Source organism: Undibacterium pigrum (assembly GCF_003201815.1).
Classification (GTDB): Bacteria; Pseudomonadota; Gammaproteobacteria; order Burkholderiales; family Burkholderiaceae_D; genus Undibacterium; species Undibacterium pigrum.
The window spans coordinates 362,492-381,668 of sequence record NZ_QJKB01000003.1; the positions used below are offsets into that span (position 1 = coordinate 362,492).

Sequence of the window (19,177 nt, forward strand, 5' to 3'; positions counted from 1 at the left end):
GATGACCTGGCATCAGAAGCGGTAACTGAATTCATTGGAATTGGCCGCAGCATGTACCAGGCTGAGGAAGGCAGCAGCCCTGGCCTTGTTGAGCTTCTGGCTGTCGTCCTTGGCAGTTGACGTATTTCCGGCATCAGCATCATCGTCCTGGGCTGATTTCGGTTTAGCCTGTTTTTGCTTTTCCAAAAACTCCAGGAAAGCGATTTTCTCGAAGCGATCGGCAGAGCGGCCATAGGCAGTTTTATATAGCTTGTCGATGTTATTCCTGAGTTCAGGTGATTCACCAAAGCCTTCAGGTACACCAACTTTCTTGCCCTCAGCAATCTGCTTTTTGGTGATTTTTTCTTGGTTGTCCAGGAAGCCCAGCAAAGTTGCTTTCTCGGTTTTATCTGGCAGACGGGCATACAGTATCTGATACAAACGGTCTATCTGTGCTGACTCATTATTGCCTGCCTCACGCAATACCCTGCCTGCCAGTGCCTGTGACCACTGGAACACCAGGTCACTATTGATCAACGCAAGTGCCTGCGGTGCAGTTGTCGTCACATCGCGTTTGCTATGTACCAGTTGCGGGTTCGCCATATCAAAGGTTTCCAGCAGCGGGTAAGGAATATTCCTGCGGGTGAAAACATAGACACTGCGGCGATGATAATCATGCGGGTCGGTCGATGTGACCCAGGCATTACCTGCATTGAAGTTGCTCGGCACTGGTGGCAATACCGATGGGCCACCGAGCTTTTCTTCCAGCAAGCCGGAAGCCAGCAACAATGAATCACGTATCTGTTCTGCATCCAGGCGCTGCCTTGGGAAAGATGCCAGCAACTTGTTGGTCGGGTCAGCTACTTTGGTATCTTCACGTTCGGCAGATGACTGGCGATAGACATTCGACAGCAAGATCTGACGATTCAGTTTCTTGACGCTCCAGCCTTCCTTGATGAAATTGCTGGCCAGGTAATCCAGCAATTCTGGATGGCTGGGCTTGGTGCCCATCTTGCCAAAATCACTGACAGACTCAACAATGCCACGACCAAAATATTGTGCCCAGACGCGATTGACGAAGACACGAGCCGGTAGAGGATTACTCGCGCTGGTGAGCCAGTTAGCCAGCGCAGTGCGGCGGCCAGATGAAGTCGTGGTCGGTACGATATTGGGTTTTTCACTGGTCAGCAAAGACAGGAAGCCAGGCTGCACTTCTTCCAGATGTCTGTCATATATACCATTCGCCAGTACATAGGTAGGCGGTGCTTCTGCGTGACCAAGTTCTGTCATGGCCGAGATATAGCCAGGATGCTTGGGTTTGATATTGTCAAACTTCTTCAGCTCAGCTTCCAGCTTCTGGTATTTTTCGTAGCCTTCCTTGTCCTTGGTTTTTAACTGGTTGACGGCATTGCGGGTACGGCCCTGCATGGTCCACAGATTACGGTGGTAAATCCAGCGATCATAGGCAGTGCGTTCATTCTCCGGCTTGGTGATGGATTCGCGTGTAGCGGGTACGAAGCCCAGCAAACGGTCAGCCTCTGCCTTGTCGATGATGGGGCGTATCAAGACTTCCTGTTTGTCACGGATGTCCTTGGTGGCAGCTTCCCATTTTGCCTGCTTGAGTTCATATTCTTCTTTTTGCTTGCCGGTTGCGGCGAGTATGTCATCGCTGGCGCTGGCATTCACAAAGAAGGATTGCAACTGGTAATACTCTTTTTGCGAAATCTTGTCGAACTTGTGATTGTGGCAGGCAGCGCAACCTACTGTGGTGGCGAGGAAGACCGAGCCGACTGTATCCGTCAGGTCAGTCGCAATTTCGACCTGCTTGAGATTGAGGTCGCGGGCATTGACTTCGTCAGGGTAGTTACGCAAGAAGCCGGTGGCGATCAAAGCCTCCTGATTGCCAGGAAAGAGTTCATCACCAGCCAGTTGTTCCTGCACGAAACGATTGTAGGGCTTGTCTTCATTAAAGGCCTTGATGACGTAGTCGCGATAACGCCATACATTCGGGCGTGTTCCATCGGCATTGAATCCATCGCTATCAGCATAGCGGGTCAGGTCCAGCCAGCGACGGCCCCAGCGCTCACCATAGCGGGTTGAAGCCAGCAGCCTGTCTACCAGCTTTTCATAGGCCTTGGGAGATTTGTCGGTGACGAAAGCCTGCACCTCTTCAGGCGTAGGGATCACGCCCCAGGTATCCAGCGTGGCGCGGCGTATGAAGCTGGCCCTGTCAGTATCTGGCGAGGGTTTGATGTTCTTCGCCTCAAGCTGTGCCAGGATGAAATTATCAACTGGCGTATGCACCCAGTTTTTTTGTTTGACAGCTGGCAGCTCAGGATTTTTCAGAGGCTGGTAAGCCCAGCCCTGTGTGACTGCGGCCTGTGTTTTTGCGACAGCTTTATTTTCTTCTGCGGCACTCAGGCTGATGGCAGTGCCTGACAGCGCCAGGATGATGGCGAGTGCAAGTGGCTTATAGAGTGCCTTATACATGAAGCGCTCCTTGCTGATGCTGGGTCTTAATCATGAAATACTCCCTGTTAATAATTGGTGAACTAGACTTTCCACTATCAATAGCAACTATCGCGCCACCATAGCAACTGCCTGAAGACAAAACATAAGTCATTGATAAATAAAGGTTTTTAATTAAAATACTGTTACTCTGACTTTTCTCTGAGTGCTTATTTTTCAAACACTTGAAAACTGCCCTGCTGATTTAAAAACAAGCCTTATTGCGGCCTGCTTCATGCACAACAGAAAGTATCGTTTTGTAACGCAGGAATAAAAAACCCAGGCATAAGCCTGGGTTGGTTTTTTGCTTGTTTCGTCTGGTTTTATCCTGCCTGATTACAGTTTCCCGCTCAAAGTGATACCTACCCAGCGCGGTACTGCCGGGGTAAAACTATTCCAGGTCTTGAGCAAGGGTGTATTGTCATTGAAGGCATTCTTGACGACGAGGCTAAGGTCATAGGACTGATTGCGGCTGCCTATGCCTATCGCTATGTCGGTGATACTTTTTGAAGGTATCCAGCCATAATCAGACAAGGCATTGTCCGAGTTATATTTGCTGCTATACAGGGTGTTTGTACTGGCATGGAATTCCCGGTTACCCAGCACTGGTATCCGGTAATCTATACCCACATTCAAGCTGTATTTTGCTGCACCCGGCAAAGCCTGGCCAGAGACATCACGATATGGCGCAGCGCCGGTATAGCCATTTTCTGCAGGCTGGGCAGAGTTGCTAAAGCTCTTGTAACGCGCGTCATTATAGGCACCGGAGAAACGCACCAGGGTATTGGGCAAGCCGCTATAGACACCATCAATTTCCAGACCCTGCGCCCTGACCTTGGGTACATTGCCAGTGGCTGAAGTGTAATAGTTGGTGCCATCATTGTTCAGGCCAGTGGTGTAGACATCCAGCACGCGTACGGCTTGCTGGTAATCCTTGATATCCATGACGAACAGGGCGGCGTTCAAGATCAGCTTATTGTCGAGCAAGGCAGATTTCAAGCCAAACTCAAAAGCACTGGTTTTTTCTGCCTTGACCAGATTGGAGACACCATTGGTAACCTGGGATATGCCTGCCTTCTCACCATACTGCCAGGAGGCATAGCCAGTGACATTGTCATTGATTTTGTATGATGGGCTGATAACCAGCGCTGGCAAGCCACCTTTGAAGGCTTCCGCCTGTACAGGATTGAACAGCACCCCTATCTGTGACTGGCGCAAGGCCTTTGCTGCAGCTACCTGGGCTTTTTGCGCTGCTGTCAGGATGTTATAAGCAGAACCAGCGGCACCTGTGATGGTCGTGCCAAAATACTTGCTGGCTGTCAGGTCAGCCAGGGCCAGCTGGCTGTCGGTATTACCGGCATTCAGCAAGCCTGTACCATTCGATGAGAAACCACCCAGTTGCACGCCATTGATGGCAACAGGGTTCAGCTCAGGCGCATTACCATATTCCTTCAATAAAGTGCTGGCAGTATTCTTGCGGTTTTCATAGGTATAGCGTAAGCCTGTGGTCAGCGTAAAGTCATCGCTGAGATGCCAGTCGGCCTGGGCAAAGGCGGCAGCACTCTTGTTCCTGATTTTTTGCAAACCGGCCGGGCTGTTAAAGGACATGTTCAAACCATCCAGCGAGTTTTGCAGCAGATAGCGACCGGCGCCATCCTTGTCCAGTGTGCTGTACTGGCTGGCATTGGCAAACCAGGCACCGGCATCGTTCGCCCATTGACGGCGGTAGTCTGCACTATTGGTCACGTCCAGAAAGAACAGACCAGTCTGGTAATCGACTTTGCCACCGGGCTGAGAAGTCAGGCGCAGTTCCTGGCTGGACTGGCGGTAATCATTCCAGAAGCCGCCAGAGTTGCGGTAGATATCAAATGGCGTACCCTCGTCATTGACGGCATTGAAGTGATAGTCTTTGTAGGCCGTAATTGAAGTCAGGGTATGCGTACCCAGGTTCCAGTTCAATTCAGCAGATGCCCCATTACTACCTGTCACCAAGGGGCGCTGGTAATCATTGTTGACGGCATTCTGACCACCACCATTCAGGTAATCCCTGAGATAGGTGTAATTCGATTGCTGGGTAAACCAGCGACGCCCAAGACGGACGCTGGCATCTGTACTCAGGGTATTGGCGCTGCCGTTGGCATAGGTCGTCGGTGTTGCCGTATTGATGGTACGGCCATTGGTGGTTTCGCCACCGCGTGGCTGGGCATCAAAGGCAAAGCGGGCGCTGAAGTCTTTGGTCGGTGTCAGCAAAAACTGTACGCGGCCAGAAACCCGGTCTTTATTGGTGTAAGTAATATTTTTGTTATAGAGGTTGGTGATATCGCCTGCGCCTTTGCTGACACTCAAAGTACCGCGCCAGGCCAGCAAATCATCAATAATGGGGCCGCCTGCTGAAAACCTGCCTTGCACAGTATCGTTTTGTCCGAAGCTCAGGGAATAACTGGCGTCAGGTGTAAATGATGGGCGACGCGTCGTTACATTGATAACGCCCACACTGGTATTCTTGCCCAGCAGCGTGCCTTGTGGGCCACGTGTGACTTCAATTGCATCGACATCGGTAAAGTCATAACTGGATGACAGGGCATTGTAGGCATAGTTGACGCCATCAACGATGAGACCAACGCTGGGGTCCTGTGCCTCTGTCTGCCCCTGCTTGCCTATACCACGTATCGAAAGACTGCTGGTGCGCTGATTACCCTGGTTCCAGGATACATTGGAGACGCGCTGGGCGATCGCACCTATGTCGGTAGCCTGCAATCTGTCCAGCTCTTTGCCTGTGACGACAGAAACCGAGAGCGGCACATCCTGCAGGCGTTCTATGCGGTTACGGCTGCGTATGGTCACGGCACCCAGGGTATCGACTTCTTCTGGTGCGGCAGTCTTACCTGCCTGGGCGGCTGTGGGATTGGCGCTTGAACCAGCTTGCCCTGCGGCGACGGGTGTTGTTGGTGCTGCTGGTGTCGTTGGCGCATTGCTGATAGCCTGCTTCGCGATGATTTCCTTGAGACGGGTTATTTCAGCTTGCAGTTCGGCGACACTGGGGCCATCTGCCGCATGCAGGCTGCCGGATGCCAGCAAGGCGGCACCCGCCAGGACACTGGCAATAGGTGAGCGGCGAAAAGGAACCAGGCCGCGACGGAGAGAAAAGAGAGATGGCGTTCGTACAGTTTGATGATGGTGACTCATGCGTTTTTGCTCCAGTAGCATTTGAAGGAAGTGTTTCCTGCTGCTATCGCAAAGAGCGTGCCATTCATACTGATCAGGGAAGATCAAAGAGAAATGAGATAAAAAATTCCTTATCCATTTCAGGTATGTTGAATACCAGTCATTTTGAATAACATCAGACATGGTCTGCTGCGGACACAGCAAAGTTTTTGCTGCATATCAGCCATGCCATGACATATGCATATTCCAGATGCTGCTGATACATGGACAGCATCAAAACATGCGGCTGCTGCTTACTCATCAGCCGGTGTTGGCTATGCAACTCAAGATCTGGCTTCGGTATTGCGCTACAAGAGTATGTAAATCTTTCAAGGGCTTGGCACGGTAGTTGCACTCATGCCCAGGACCAAGCATCTCAAAAATCCTGTGTCTCAACCATTGAAAGCCCAATATGATCAAACGTAAAAATTTTATCGCCCTCTTCCTCACAGTCGCCGCTGCCAGCGCCATGGCTCAACAAGCAGCAACACCTGCTGCTGGCGCTAACGGTGCTGCTGCCGAGCAGGCATGGAAATACAAAACCAAACGCCTGGAGCGCAATGAAGTCGATGCCTTGCTGGCCAAGCCTGAAAAACTGGTGGTCATAGACGTACGCCGTCCGGATGAACTGACGGCCAAGGGTAGCTTTCCTGTGTACCTGAATATCCAGAACAAGGAACTGGAAAAAAGCCTGGCTTATATACCAAAAGACCGCGTCATATTGACAGTGTCGAATCATGCTGTACGTGCTGGCGCAGCTGGCGATTTGCTCGCAGCCAAAGGCTTCACCGTCGCAGGAGCAACCGGCTCTGAAGATTATGAAGCACAAGGCGGCACCATCACTAAAATAGCTGCGCCACCACCACGCAATGCAGCTGCCACGCCAACAACGACACCAGCAGTAACTACCGCCGCTACAGTAGTAAAAAAAGACTGGTAATTGATATCGCAAGAATAGAGTGTATCCAGCATGACTTCATCCATTATGTCCAACGCCAGTGAACCTGCGATCAATACAGTAGTCAGCCATCAAAAACGTATTTTATTGTGGGATCTACCCCTGCGCCTGTTTCACTGGTTGCTGACAATCGCCATCACGATTGCAACTGTCACAGGTTTTATCGGTGGCAACTGGATGGCATTACATGGCAAGGCGGGTCTGGCTATCCTGGGCCTGCTAAGCTTCCGGCTGGCCTGGGGATTTGTTGGCAGCACCTATGCGCGTTTCAACAGTTTTTTTCCATCACCATCAAAGATAAGCCTGTTCTTGCGAGGGAAGTGGTCAGCACCTGGCCATAATCCCCTGGGGGCTATTTCAGTCCTGGCATTGCTGCTGGCTGCTGCTGCGCAGGCAGGCAGTGGCCTGTTCAGCAATAATGATATTGATTTCACCGGCCCGCTGTTTAATCTCGTCCCGGAAAAAACTGCTGCTGTGCTGACCTCATTCCACAAGCTGAGTATTTATGCCTTGCTGGCATTGATTGCCCTGCACATATTCGCCATTTTCTGGTACCTGAAAATTAAAAAACAAAACCTTGTCACACCCATGCTCACAGGCTGGAAAGAAGTTGATGACGATGTCAGGCCTGTCGCCAGCAAACCTCGCTGGCTGGCGCTGATATTGTCCCTGGCTTTTGCTGCAGCCACGATTTACTTTGCCAGCGGCGCTTATTTTCCTCAAACCAAAGTACCCGAAGTAGTGCAGGAAAAACCAGCCTGGTAGGCATTCATCCTCATATTTCGATCTCACAAAAAAGCTGCCTTGAAGGCAGTTTTTTTATTTGAAAAATGCATTTGCATAGCAGGGATATTTCAGCATGTATCAACTTCATCAGGCTGTTGAAATTGCAGCAGGTGAGCAGAAACATATAGCTGAAATCCAGACATGAAAATGGCAAATACTTGCTGTTTTCCCGCAATTTGATTGGCACGCTTCCTGCAATAGTCCATACAAGTCCAGTAGCAAATTTTCCTGCGACCTTCATCAATAAATTTTGAATATCACAAGAAAATTTTCATACATAGAAAGGGAAAAACATGAGCACCATGACATTTGAAAGCAGTGACTTTTTCTTGCGCAAAGCTGCAGTAAGAAGATCGAACCGCGTAGTACCCAAAGCGAAAGCGGCGCAGGAATTGCCACCAGTAAAAGTGGCCACAGTTTTACCTGCGCAAGAAAAACATGGCAAGCTTAACTGGAGTCTGAATACCTTGATAGTGGCAGTAGCCGGTGTGCATGTCGCACTGGTATATGATCTGCATCAACCCATCAACGTCAGCCCTGTGGAAAAAGCCAGGGTCGTGCCGCTCAGCATAGAAATTGCGCCACCGCCCGTGAAGGAGTTACCACCGCCTCCTCCACCTGAAATTAAACCCAAATTGCAACCACAGATCAAGCCTGTCGCTGCGCCAACCAGAGCAGCCACACCAGACAATCTGCCCGTCGTCAATACTGCGCCGGTTGACACTGTGCCCAGTGCCAATACAGTAGCTGTTGCCGTGGCAGCACCGCCCGCACCACCGGCCCCGGCCGTAGCGACACTGGCGCCACCAGCACCACCAGAGCCAGTGACCGAGCCCAAGGGCTATGCAGGTTACTTGCAAAACCCTGCGCCCAATTATCCCCCCGCTGCACAAAGGCGCGGGCTGGAAGGCCAGGTCACGCTGAAAGTCCATGTGCTGGCCAGCGGTCATCCAGCCAATATCCAGATCGCCAAATCCAGCAGCCATCCCATCCTTGATGAAGCGGCTATCAAGGCCGTGACTTCCTGGGTTTTCCAGCCTGCCAAACGCGGGCAGACGGCTATCGATGGCTGGGTCCATGTTCCCCTTATTTTTAAACTGTAAAGAGATCACATCATGAATGATTACTACCTGAACCTTATCGTCCAAGCCTCGCTGTATGCCTTGCTGGTGTTTTCTGTCGTCACCTGGATACTGATCTTCGCCAAGGCGGTACAACACTGGCGTTTATCCAAGCAGGACAAACTGTTTGCCAAGAAATTCTGGAGTGCCACCAGCCTGGATGCAGCGACGGCCATTGCCAGTGATGCCAGCCCCAAGTCGCGTCTGGCAAAAGTAGGATTTGGTGCCCTGTACGTCAATGAAAAAAATGGCGAAGGCCACGACCTCGAACATAGCTGGGACAGACAAGAATTGCTGGAGCGTCACTTGCGCCAGCAAATCCAGAAAGAATACCAGTCGCTGGAAAGCGGTCTGGCTGTACTGGCATCGATAGGCAGCACCGCACCCTTCGTTGGTTTGTTTGGTACGGTATTCGGCATTATCCATGCCCTAAGTGCCATAGGTAAAAATGCCTCGGCCAGTATCGATGTCGTCGCTGGCCCTATAGGCGAAGCACTGGTCGCAACTGGCGTAGGTATTGCCGTTGCCGTACCAGCAGTACTGGCCTATAACTTTTATATCCGTCGCTTGAAGGTCACGGCTGCCGAGCTGGATAACTATGCCACTGACTTTGTCAACCTGGCGCAAAAGAATGCCTTCCGCGTCAGCAAGCCTGTCACTAAAACTGCCGAGGCCAGCAAAGCTGCGCCTGGTCATGATATCCCTGTCACAGGAGTGCTCGCATAATGGCATTCTCAACTGGAAATGACCGCGGTGATGTGGTCAGCGAAATCAATATCACGCCGCTGGTAGATGTCATGCTGGTCTTGCTGGTGACCTTCATCATCACTGCCCCCCTGCTCAATAACGCAGTGCGTATCAACCTGCCGAAAACAGCGGCAACATCGACGCCTAACACGACCAAATCAGTCACTGTCAGTATAGATGCAGCCAACAAGGTATTTATTGACAAGCGCGAAATCGCCCAGGAGGCGCTGGAAGCTGAACTCAAATCCCAGGTCAGTGCCAGTCCTGACCTGGCGCTCAGCCTGCAGGCCGATGAAGGTGTGCCTTACCGCTCTGTCGCCAAGGTCATGGCGACGATACAAAAATCAGGCGTCAGCAAACTCTCGGTACTTACTGCCCCTACCGGTGGTTGACACTCTCTGGCGTATTTCTCTCACTCATCTATCTCATTCATCTTTATAGCTACTATTGAAAGGACTACCATGTTGTTAAAAAAACTGGCGATCTCTGGCCTGATATTGGGTACGCTGACACAGGCGGCCATTGCGGCAGATATCAATATACTCAATGTCTCATATGATCCTACCCGTGAGTTGTATCAGGATATCAACCAGGCTTTCGCCAAACAGTGGAAAGCCAAGAGTGGTGACAACCTGAACTTCAAGCAATCGCATGGCGGTTCAGGCAAACAGGCCAGGACCGTGATCGATGGCCTGGATGCAGACGTGGTAACCCTGGCCCTGGCCTATGATACTGATGCCATTGCAGAAGCCGGTTTGCTGGATAAGGGCTGGCAAAAACGTTTGCCGCATAATGCCTCTCCTTACACTTCCACCATCGTCTTCCTGGTACGCAAGGGTAATCCAAAAGGCATCAAGGATTGGGCAGATGTAGCCAAACCCGGTGTGTCCGTCATCACGGCAAACCCTAAAACCTCGGGCGGTGCACGCTGGGCTTACCTGGCAGCCTGGGGTTATGCACTGAAACAACCAGGTGGTAATGAAGCCCTGGCTAAAGACTATGTGCAAAGAGTCTACAAGAATGTGCCTGTGCTCGATTCTGGCGCACGTGGATCAACAGTCACTTTTGCTGAACGTGGCATAGGCGATGTCTTGCTGTCCTGGGAAAACGAAGCGCATCTGGCCTTGAAGGAATTTGGCGCAGACAAGTTCGAGATCATCACTCCTTCCATCAGCGTGCTGGCAGAACCACCGGTAGCCATCGTTGACAAGGTGGTAGACAAGCATGGCACACGCAAGGTCGCCGAAGCTTACCTGAACTACCTGTACACCGATGAAGCCCAGGACATCATAGGCAAGAACTACTACCGTCCAACGACAGAGAAAGCCCTGAAAAAATATGCGAACACCTTTGCCAAGGTCAAACTGTTTGGCATAGATGACACTTTTGGCGGCTGGACCAAGACCCAGAAAACCCATTTTGCAGACGGTGGCGTATTTGACCAGATCTACCAGCCAGCAAAAGTCAGTCAAAACTAAAACCAGCAGACAAAATAATAGGGAAACATAATGAAGATTTCAAAAATCAGAGCGCAGCATGTGCTGCCATTTGCTCTGCTTCCATTTGCCCTGCTGGCTGGGCAATCACAGGCGGCCAGCCTGCAGGCAGCGGCAGATGCATTGAATGCAGCCAACACACAATCGGTCAGTGTCAGCGGGACTGGCAAGTGGTTCCAGTTTGGCCAGGCGCCTGCACCAACTCTGGCCTGGCCAGAATTTGATGTGAGCAGCTACAAGACAGCCATCGACTATGACAAGGTAGCGGCGCGGGTACAGATTACGCGCTTGCAAACTGTTGACCCTAAACGCGCCCGCCCCACGGCCGTTGAACAAAAGCCAGATCAATACATCAGTGGCGCTTTGGCCTGGAATGCAACGACTGCCGCCAATGGGACCAGCAATTACAATCCGCAAAGGGCAGCTCTGGAAGAACGCCGCGCTGAAATCTGGTCAACTCCCCATGGTTTCATCCGCGCAGCGCTGGCCAACAACGCGACATCCAAAGCCTCAAAAGGCGGTGTAGAAGTCAGCTTCAATGCAGATGGCAAGTATCGCTATGTTGGTTTCATCAACAAGAACAACCAGCTGGAACAGGTGAAAACCTGGATAGATAATCCAGTGCTGGGTGATACAGAATTGCTGACCAGGTTCACCCAGTACAAAGACTTTGGCGGGCAACAGTACCCAGCCCGCATAGTGCGCAGCCTGGGTGGCCACCCCGTGCTGGACCTGCAAGTCGCTGAACTGCAAATCAATGCACCGGTAGACATCAGCGCACCGCCAGAAGTCGTGAATGCGACCGCACCTGTCATCACCGTAACCTCGACCAAGCTGGCCGAGGGTGTATATCACCTGACGGGTGGCACACATCACAGCGTGGCGATAGAACAGGCTGATCACATCGTCATCGTGGAAGCACCCTTAAGCGAAGAAAGATCACTGGCCGTGATTGCCAGGGCCAAGGAAATCATCCCCGGCAAGCCTATCAAATACCTGATCAATACCCATGCCCACTTTGATCATTCCGGTGGCCTGCGTCCCTATGTCGATGAAGGAGCCATCATCGTCACCCATCAGGAAAACCGCGGCTACTACCAAAAAATCTGGGCAAACCAGCACAGTCTGAATCCTGACCGCCTGGCAGCGTCCAAGACCAGGGCGCGTTTTGAAACCTTCAAGGCCAAGCATGTCTTGAATGATGGCAAACGTGCGATAGAAATTTATCCTATCGCAGGCAATACCCACAATGATGCTTTTGCCCTGGTCTATCTGCCAGCCGAGAAAATCCTGGTCGAGGCGGATGCCTACAATCCACCAGCAGCCAATGCCCCGGCACTGGTGCCTGCCAATCCTTACTCCGTCAATCTGTATGACAATCTCAGGAAGTTAAAGCTGGATGTCGACCAGATCGCTGGCTTGCATGGCCAGAAAGCCGTCAAGCTGGCTGATTTGCAAAGCTACATCGGTGTCAACTGAGAGGAGTCAACTAAGCAGAGTCAACTGAGTGTTATAAATTAAGCTGAGTACTCTGTATGCGAAGCCGGAGATGCAGAAATGCATACCCGGCTTTTTTATATGCAAGCCCCAAACTGCATGTGCTTATGCAAATATATTCTTGTCTTTGAATGTCATAGTCAGCACCATCAAATTTACAATGTCAGCATTCTTCATTCGAGATACACATGAGCCATTTCAATAAAAAACGCCGGCAAATGCTGGGCAGCCTTTCTGCACTGTCACTCAGTTCCCTGATCAGCGAAACCAGCAATGCGGCTGACCATGCAGTAGCTGCAAAAAAGCCAAACATCATTTTCATCCTGGCCGATGACCTGGGTTATGCCGATCTCGGCGTCTACGGGCAAACTGATTTCCAGACACCGCAACTGGATCAACTGGCAAAACAGGGCTTGCGCTTTACCCAGGCCTATGCAAACTCTGCCGTCTGCTCCGCCACCCGCTTTGGGCTGATTACCGGACGCTATCAATATCGTTTACGTGGCGGGCTGGAAGAGCCTATTGCTGGTGCATCGGATACCATAGGTTTGCCACCTGAACACCCTACCCTGCCTTCATTATTGAAAAAACAGTCGTATAAAACAGCCTTGTTTGGCAAATGGCATCTGGGTTCCTTGCCCAAATTCAGCCCTTTGAAGAGTGGCTACGATGTGTTCTTTGGTAATTATGGCGGCGCCATAGATTATTTCACCCACAAAACTGGCGTAGGGCCAGATGCAAAAGATGGCTTGTTTGAAGGTGAAGTGCCTGTCAACAAAGTGGGTTATTACACTGACCTGATAGCTGACCGGGCTGTAGCTTATGTCAAACAGCAAAGCGCAGCCCAGCCTTTCTTCCTGTCCCTGCATTTCACGGCCCCACACTGGCCGTGGGAAACACAGGATGATGAAGCCGTATCTCGTGAGATCAAATCCCTGTTTCACCTTGACGGTGGCAGCCTGGAAACTTATGGAAAAATGGTGGTGTCCCTGGATACGGCCATAGGCCGGGTATTAAAGAGCCTCGATGAACAATGCCTGGCAGACAATACCATTGTGATCTTTACCAGTGATAATGGTGGCGAGCGTTTTTCCAAAACCTGGCCACTGAGTGGACAAAAGACAGAATTGCTGGAAGGTGGCATACGTGTACCGGCTATCGTACGCTGGCCAGCAAAGATTAAACCCGGCCAAGTCAGCAGCCAGGTTGCCATCAGCATGGACTGGTTACCCAGCTTGCTGGCCGCAGCCGGTGGCGCACCTGACCCTGCCTACCCCAGTGATGGACAAAATCTTTTGCCTGTCATACTTGGCACACAGGCGGCGCAGCCCCGTAGCCTGTACTGGCGCTACAAGGCCAACAAACAAAAAGCGGTGCGTTCTGGCGACTGGAAGTATCTGAAGATAGCTGACAATGAATTCCTGTTTGACGTTGCACGCGACCCGCGTGAACGCGCCAACCTGGCGCAAAAACACCCACAGATATTTACAAAACTAAAGCAGGATTGGGAAACCTGGAATGCGCAAATGCTGCCTATCACGAAAGATGTGAAGACACATGCGGTGGATGGCAAAGCCCAGGCTGACCGCTATCGCGCATTGCAGGATGAGTAATTTACGTCTCCCCTGATGCTCAATGAGTATCAGGGGTTTTATTTCTTTTGTGCCGCCAGTTTTTCTGCCTTGCTGATACTGGCATTAATGGACACTGCCATCTCATCATCTGCAGGCAATTGCGCCACTATCTTTTTCCAGGCCAGGACAGCTGCCTGGTAATCCTGTCTTTCATAGGCAGCACTGCCCAGTAAAGCCAGCGCCTGTATGTGGCCGGGTTTAATGCTCAGTGCCTTTTTCAGTAATTGCTCAGGCTCGCCAGACAGGTTTTGTTGCCTGCTGACAGCCAGGCTCACGGCATAATCTGTCAGCACATCGGCATCGTCGGGGCGCAGGCGCAGCAATTGTTGATAGGCATTCACAGCAAGATCGAAGCGCCGCAAGGTCTCGTAAGACCTTGCCAGGCGTCGCCAGCCTTCTGCATCATCGGGCTGTTTTTTCAGGCGTGCAGCCAGTCCTTCAACCATGGCCAGTATCTGCTTTTCCCCTATGCCTACTTTCTGCTGTCTAGCTTTCAAGTCCTTGTCGGACCGGGCCTGGGTAATGGCTGGGATATTACCCAGATATGTATACAGGAAGCCAGCCGAACATAGCAATACGATAAAGAATCCGGCAGCCTGGCGCAAGCGCCATTGTTTGGGATGGTTTGCGTCGCCATCGGCAGTACCAGGCCGGTTGGCCAACAACACCCGCAAAGGGTAGGCACTGGCCAACACCAGCAATAACAAACAAAGTATGTAGAAGTTAGTCATGATCTGAACTGGATTTGGATTCAAATTTGGACTCAAAGCAAGGGATCAGAAAAATGTCGCCTGTTTATTGCTGACTCTGCTGCTCCTGCGGAATCTTCCGTACCAGGAATAATTTTTACCCTGGTAAACAAGAAGATCAGCGCGCCAAGCAGCAACAAATACGGGCCAGTCCATAGCAAGGCAGTCTGATAATTGAATGGTGGACGGTAATGCACAAAGTCACCATAGCGAGCTACCAGGAAGTCTGTTATTTCCTTTTCATTTTGCCCTTGCTGGAATTTTTCGCGGATTTGCTGTTTCAAATTCACCGCCAGTTCAGCGTGTGAATCAGCCAGGGTCTGGTTCTGGCAGACCAGGCAGCGCAATTCTTCTGACAGCTTTTGTACGCGTTGATCGATACTGGGTTCTGCAGCCTGGCTGAATGCAGCACCAAGTGCCAGAGTCATGCTCAATGCCCATCGCACGCATTTTTTTAAATAGGGGTTCATCTCATTGCTCACGCTGTAGTTGATCAATCATGGGTTGTAATTTGCCAAATACGATTTGTTCAGTCAGCGGGCCTACATGCTTGTAGCGCACCAGGCCGCGGCTATCAATGACAAAGGTTTCTGGCACACCCACCACACCGTAGTCGGTGGCGGCACGGCCATCCACATCCTGTACGGATAGTTGATATGGGTTACCAAAGTCAATGAGCCAGCGCCTGGCATCTGCCGCCTTGTCCATATAATCCAGCCCTATGACAGGCGCGGAAAGCTGGCCAGCAAATTTGACCAGTACCGGGTGCTCGTGTCGGCAAGATTCACACCATGAAGCCCAGACATTCAGCAACCACACCTTGCCCTTGAGGCTGGAAGACTGAAAGTGTGCTGCCTGCTCCACTTGTGGCAATGAAAAAACGGGGGCTGGCTTGCCGATCAGGGCAGACGGTAAATCATTCGTCTTGATGAGCAAACCCGTCCCCAGGAAAGCCAGCAAGATCACAAAAGCAAGCAAGGGCAGTAAAAAACGCTTCATGCTGGCTCCGCTGTCTGGAAAGTTTCAGCAAGAACAGGGTTGTGCTGGCTTGCCTTCACAGTGCCGGGTTTATAACGGCGCTCCAGCGCGGCCAGCAAACCACCCAGGGCTATCGCCAGGCAGCCTGCCCATATCCAGCTCATGAAAGGCTTGATCTGCACCCTGACCATCCAGCCATGGTCTTTACTGGCTTCCCCCAAAGAGATATACACATCCCTGAGCCAGCCACGATTGATGGCTGCCTCGGTCATGGGCATATTTTGCGCGGTATAGATGCGGCGCTCTGGTTGCAGATGCAAAGTCGTCTCTGCCTCGCTGACAATAAATTCTCCCCTGGCGGCGATGTAATTCGGGCCATCGATTTTTTCCAGTGATTTGAAAACTACCTGATAGCCAGCGAGTTGCATCTGATCGCCAGGACGCAAATGATAATCTTCACTGGTTTCCAGGCTCTTGACTGCACTGACACCAATGGTAAAGATGGCGACACCAGCATGGGCGATGAGCATGCCCCAGAAACCCAGGGATGGTGCATGCAAACTACCCCAAGCGTTTGGCTCGGTGCCTGGTCGGTATACCCGCTTCCTGAGCTGCCCTGCGGTAGCCAATAATATCCACACACCGAGGCCAGCTCCCAGCCCAAACATGAAGCTGTAGCGGTAAGTCAGAAAGGCCACGACAGACAATGCCAGCAACAGGGCGATCAGCAAAAACCTGTCCAGGTTTTTCAACTTCGCCTGTTTCCAGGCCAGGTAAGGTGCCAGTGCCATCAGGAACAGCACCGGCAAAATCAAAGGTACAAAGGTGGCTTCAAAATACGGGGGGCCTACCGAAATTTTACCGAGTTGCAAGGCATCCAGAAACAAGGGATACAGTGTGCCCAGCAATACCGTAGCAGCCACCACCAGCAACAAGACATTATTCAATAACAGCGTCGTCTCTTTTGAGACAGCGGTAAATGCTGCACTTGAACGTATCTGCGGCGCGCGCCAGGCATACAGGCCCAAGGCACCGCCACTGACCAGGGCCAGGAAGATCAGGATAAACACGCCGCGTTTGGGGTCAGAAGCAAAGGCATGTACCGAGGTCAGCACGCCCGAGCGCACCAGGAAAGTACCCAGCAGTGAAAGCGAGAAAGCCAAAATCGCCAGCAGGATGGTCCAGCTCTTGAAGCCATCACGTTTTTCATTGACGATCAGGGTATGCAACAAAGCCGTACCTACCAGCCAGGGCATGAAGGAGGCGTTTTCTACTGCATCCCAAAACCACCAGCCACCCCAGCCCAGTTCATAGTAAGCCCAGAAGCTACCCATGAAGATGCCCAGGGTCAGGAAGGTCCATGCAGCCAGGGTCCAGGGGCGCAGCTGGCGCGCCCAGTCACGCTCAACTTTTCCATCTATGAGCGCTGCCAGGGCAAAAGCAAAGGCCACGGAGAAACCAACATAGCCCATATATAGCAGAGGCGGATGGATGATCATGCCAGGGTCTTGAAGCAAGGGATTCAGGTCACGCCCTTCTGCCACAGCAGGAAAGCTGCGGGTAAATGGGTTGGAAGTGAACAGGATAAAGCTCAAAAATCCAAAGCTGAGTGCCCCCATGATTGCCATTACCCTGGCCAGAAAAATTTCCGTCAGTGCACGCGCCCGCCATGCAACTGCCAAGCCCCAGCCTGCCAGTATCAAGACCCAGAGCAAGAGCGAACCTTCATGCCCACCCCAACTGCCAGCGATTTTATAAAACACTGGCAAGCGCGTATTTGAATGTGCAGCAACATAGGCAACAGAAAAATCATCGGCGACAAAGCCAGTAATCAAAATCGCGAAAGACAATAAGATCAGCAGGAATTGCGATACTGCCAGCGGTCGCGCCAGTGCTGTCCATGCTGGCTGCTTCCTGGCTATGCCAAGACTTGGGATGGTGGCTTGCAAGACTGAGAAAACCAGTGCCAGTATCAGGGCGAAATGTCCAAACTCGATAATCATGGCAGGACCGCCTCAGGGAGCGTTTTTGCTTTCGTCTTTGCTTGATCAATCGCATATTTGGCATCTGGCGGCATATAGTTTTCATCATGCTTGGCCAGCACCTGCTCGGCAATGAAGACGCCAGCCTGTGCCAGCTTGCCCTGAGCAACTACGCCTTTTCCTTCCTTGAACAAATCTGGCAAGATGCCGCGGTATTGCACTGCCAGACTATTGCGTGTGTCGGTCACCAAAAAACGCACAGTGATGCCATCTTCCAGTGTCTTCAGACTGCCGTTCTCCACCATGCCGCCAACGCGAAAGCTATGTTGCAAAGGGGCTTCACCCGCACTGATTTGCGTAGGCGTAAAAAAGAATACCAGATTCTTTTGAAAGGCATTCAGGATAAAAAACGTTGCCAGCCCCAGCAGAGACAGGCTGACTGTCACCAGCAGCAGGCGTTTTTTCCGCGCTTTCATACTGTGTCACCATTGCTGATGCTGCGAATGCCACCAATATCGCCGCCGCGAGCCAGCTGTTCTAGCTGGAGTTCACGCAAGAGAGATTTCCTGGCCTGGCTGACACTGAATAACTCCAGCGCAAGCGCCGCAAAAAATACCAGCACAGCTCCCCATACATACAGGGCATAACCGCCCATGGCGATAAAGTCTGACCAGCTTTGCCAGATCATGATGCCACTCCAGTCGTGGCCTGCACCCACGCGCTATGTCTTTCCCTGTCCAGTATCAGCAGGCGCACGCGCCACAATACGATGGCGATGGCATATGCCCATAAAGCCAGGCTCATGACCAGCATGCCGCTGAGCATGATGCTGGCCATCCTGGGTGCTGCAGTCAGGCTGACCGAAGCTCCCTGATGCAGGGTGTTCCACCATTTGACAGAGAAATAAATAATCGGGATATTCACGACGCCCACCAGTGCCAGCACGGCAGTTGCGCGGTCAGCGCGGCGGGCTTCATCGATCGCCGCCTGCAAGGCGATCAGGCCCAGGTACAGGAATAGCAAAATCAATTCTGAAGTCAGGCGCGCATCCCATACCCACCAGGCACCCCAGGTAGGCCTGCCCCAGAACGCACCTGTCCACAAGGCCAGGAAAGTAAAGATGGCCCCGGTGGGAGCAAGCGCACGCGCCAGCAAGGCAGCGACACGGGAATTGAATACCAGGCTGACCGCCGACCAGAAGCTCAGGGCCAGATAGATCAGCATGGACAGCCAGGCGGCAGGCACATGGATGAAGATGATGCGGTAAGCCTCACCTTGTTGCTGATCAGTTGGTGCGATCAGGAAACCCAGTACCAGGCCAGCTATCGTCAGCACAGCGGCAAGCGCAAACAGCCAGGGTATGCATTTTCCTGCCACGCGGTAAAAAACCGGCGGCGACGCCAGCGCAAACCAGCTACTGGTTTTGGCGGTACTTGAAAATTGATCCAGACTCAGAGTGTTCATGCGTTCGCTTGACGAGTATGTAGAATAATTGAGTGACAGGTACAGGAAGAAAATTCTGAAAAAAATGCTCGCTG

The 19,177-nt window shown here is 51.8% G+C and carries 17 protein-coding genes; 8 read left to right on the top strand and 9 right to left on the bottom strand.

The genetic code is table 11. The annotated features are described in order from the left end of the window. Nucleotides 1-12: 12 nt before the first annotated feature. The gene (locus tag DFR42_RS12525; protein WP_211324293.1) at nt 13-2,469 is read right to left on the bottom strand and encodes a DUF1549 and DUF1553 domain-containing protein; all 2,457 of its coding nucleotides are present in this window, start codon (nt 2,467-2,469) and stop codon (nt 13-15) included. A 354-nt stretch (nt 2,470-2,823) separates the two neighbouring features. Next, on the bottom strand, nt 2,824-5,673 hold the full coding sequence (locus DFR42_RS12530; RefSeq protein ID WP_110255553.1) for a TonB-dependent receptor: 2,850 nt from the start codon (nt 5,671-5,673) through the stop codon (nt 2,824-2,826). A 430-nt stretch (nt 5,674-6,103) separates the two neighbouring features. On the opposite strand from DFR42_RS12530, the gene DFR42_RS12535 reads away from it, so the two are divergent. From DFR42_RS12535 to DFR42_RS12575, 8 genes are all read left to right on the top strand, one after another. Beyond that, complete coding sequence (locus DFR42_RS12535) at nt 6,104-6,631, top strand: rhodanese-like domain-containing protein (protein ID WP_110255307.1); 528 nt, start codon at nt 6,104-6,106, stop codon at nt 6,629-6,631. A 30-nt stretch (nt 6,632-6,661) separates the two neighbouring features. Further along, a complete protein-coding gene (locus tag DFR42_RS12540; RefSeq protein ID WP_245936943.1) occupies nt 6,662-7,414 on the top strand; it encodes a cytochrome b/b6 domain-containing protein in 753 nt (250 codons plus the stop codon). A gap of 314 nt (nt 7,415-7,728) precedes the next feature. Further along, the gene (locus tag DFR42_RS12550; RefSeq protein ID WP_110255309.1) at nt 7,729-8,538 is read left to right on the top strand and encodes an energy transducer TonB; all 810 of its coding nucleotides are present in this window, start codon (nt 7,729-7,731) and stop codon (nt 8,536-8,538) included. A 12-nt stretch (nt 8,539-8,550) separates the two neighbouring features. Then, a complete protein-coding gene (locus DFR42_RS12555) occupies nt 8,551-9,282 on the top strand; it encodes a MotA/TolQ/ExbB proton channel family protein (protein ID WP_110255310.1) in 732 nt (243 codons plus the stop codon). After that, entirely contained in the window at nt 9,282-9,695 is a 414-nt protein-coding gene (locus tag DFR42_RS12560; protein WP_110255311.1) for an ExbD/TolR family protein, read from the top strand. Before DFR42_RS12555 ends, DFR42_RS12560 begins: the two co-directional genes overlap by 1 nt. Before the next feature lie 69 nt (nt 9,696-9,764). Then, entirely contained in the window at nt 9,765-10,781 is a 1,017-nt protein-coding gene (locus DFR42_RS12565; RefSeq protein ID WP_110255312.1) for a sulfate ABC transporter substrate-binding protein, read from the top strand. 30 nt (nt 10,782-10,811) lie between these two features. Beyond that, entirely contained in the window at nt 10,812-12,278 is a 1,467-nt protein-coding gene (locus DFR42_RS12570; RefSeq protein ID WP_110255313.1) for an MBL fold metallo-hydrolase, read from the top strand. 206 nt (nt 12,279-12,484) lie between these two features. Then, nucleotides 12,485-13,909, top strand: a complete 1,425-nt coding sequence (locus DFR42_RS12575; protein ID WP_245936944.1) for a sulfatase family protein — start codon at nt 12,485-12,487, stop codon at nt 13,907-13,909. A gap of 38 nt (nt 13,910-13,947) precedes the next feature. Here DFR42_RS12575 and DFR42_RS12580 read toward each other — a convergent pair whose 3' ends face one another. The 7 genes from DFR42_RS12580 to ccmC are packed head-to-tail and all read right to left on the bottom strand — an operon-like array spanning nt 13,948 to nt 19,103. Then, a complete protein-coding gene (locus tag DFR42_RS12580; protein WP_110255314.1) occupies nt 13,948-14,661 on the bottom strand; it encodes a tetratricopeptide repeat protein in 714 nt (237 codons plus the stop codon). Nucleotides 14,662-14,693: 32 nt separating this feature from the next. Then, nucleotides 14,694-15,107: a cytochrome c-type biogenesis protein gene (locus DFR42_RS12585; protein WP_245936945.1), complete on the bottom strand. Its 414-nt coding sequence runs from the start codon at nt 15,105-15,107 to the stop codon at nt 14,694-14,696. A gap of 43 nt (nt 15,108-15,150) precedes the next feature. Beyond that, a complete protein-coding gene (locus tag DFR42_RS12590; protein ID WP_110255316.1) occupies nt 15,151-15,678 on the bottom strand; it encodes a DsbE family thiol:disulfide interchange protein in 528 nt (175 codons plus the stop codon). Beyond that, entirely contained in the window at nt 15,675-17,660 is a 1,986-nt protein-coding gene (locus DFR42_RS12595; protein ID WP_110255317.1) for a heme lyase CcmF/NrfE family subunit, read from the bottom strand. Before DFR42_RS12595 ends, DFR42_RS12590 begins: the two co-directional genes overlap by 4 nt. After that, nucleotides 17,657-18,115: a cytochrome c maturation protein CcmE gene (gene ccmE, locus DFR42_RS12600; protein ID WP_110255318.1), complete on the bottom strand. Its 459-nt coding sequence runs from the start codon at nt 18,113-18,115 to the stop codon at nt 17,657-17,659. The genes DFR42_RS12595 and ccmE overlap by 4 nt, the downstream gene beginning before the upstream one ends. After that, nucleotides 18,112-18,327: a heme exporter protein CcmD gene (gene ccmD, locus DFR42_RS12605; RefSeq protein ID WP_110255319.1), complete on the bottom strand. Its 216-nt coding sequence runs from the start codon at nt 18,325-18,327 to the stop codon at nt 18,112-18,114. The genes ccmE and ccmD overlap by 4 nt, the downstream gene beginning before the upstream one ends. Beyond that, on the bottom strand, nt 18,324-19,103 hold the full coding sequence (gene ccmC / locus DFR42_RS12610; protein WP_110255320.1) for a heme ABC transporter permease CcmC: 780 nt from the start codon (nt 19,101-19,103) through the stop codon (nt 18,324-18,326). Before ccmC ends, ccmD begins: the two co-directional genes overlap by 4 nt. Nucleotides 19,104-19,177: the final 74 nt, after the last annotated feature.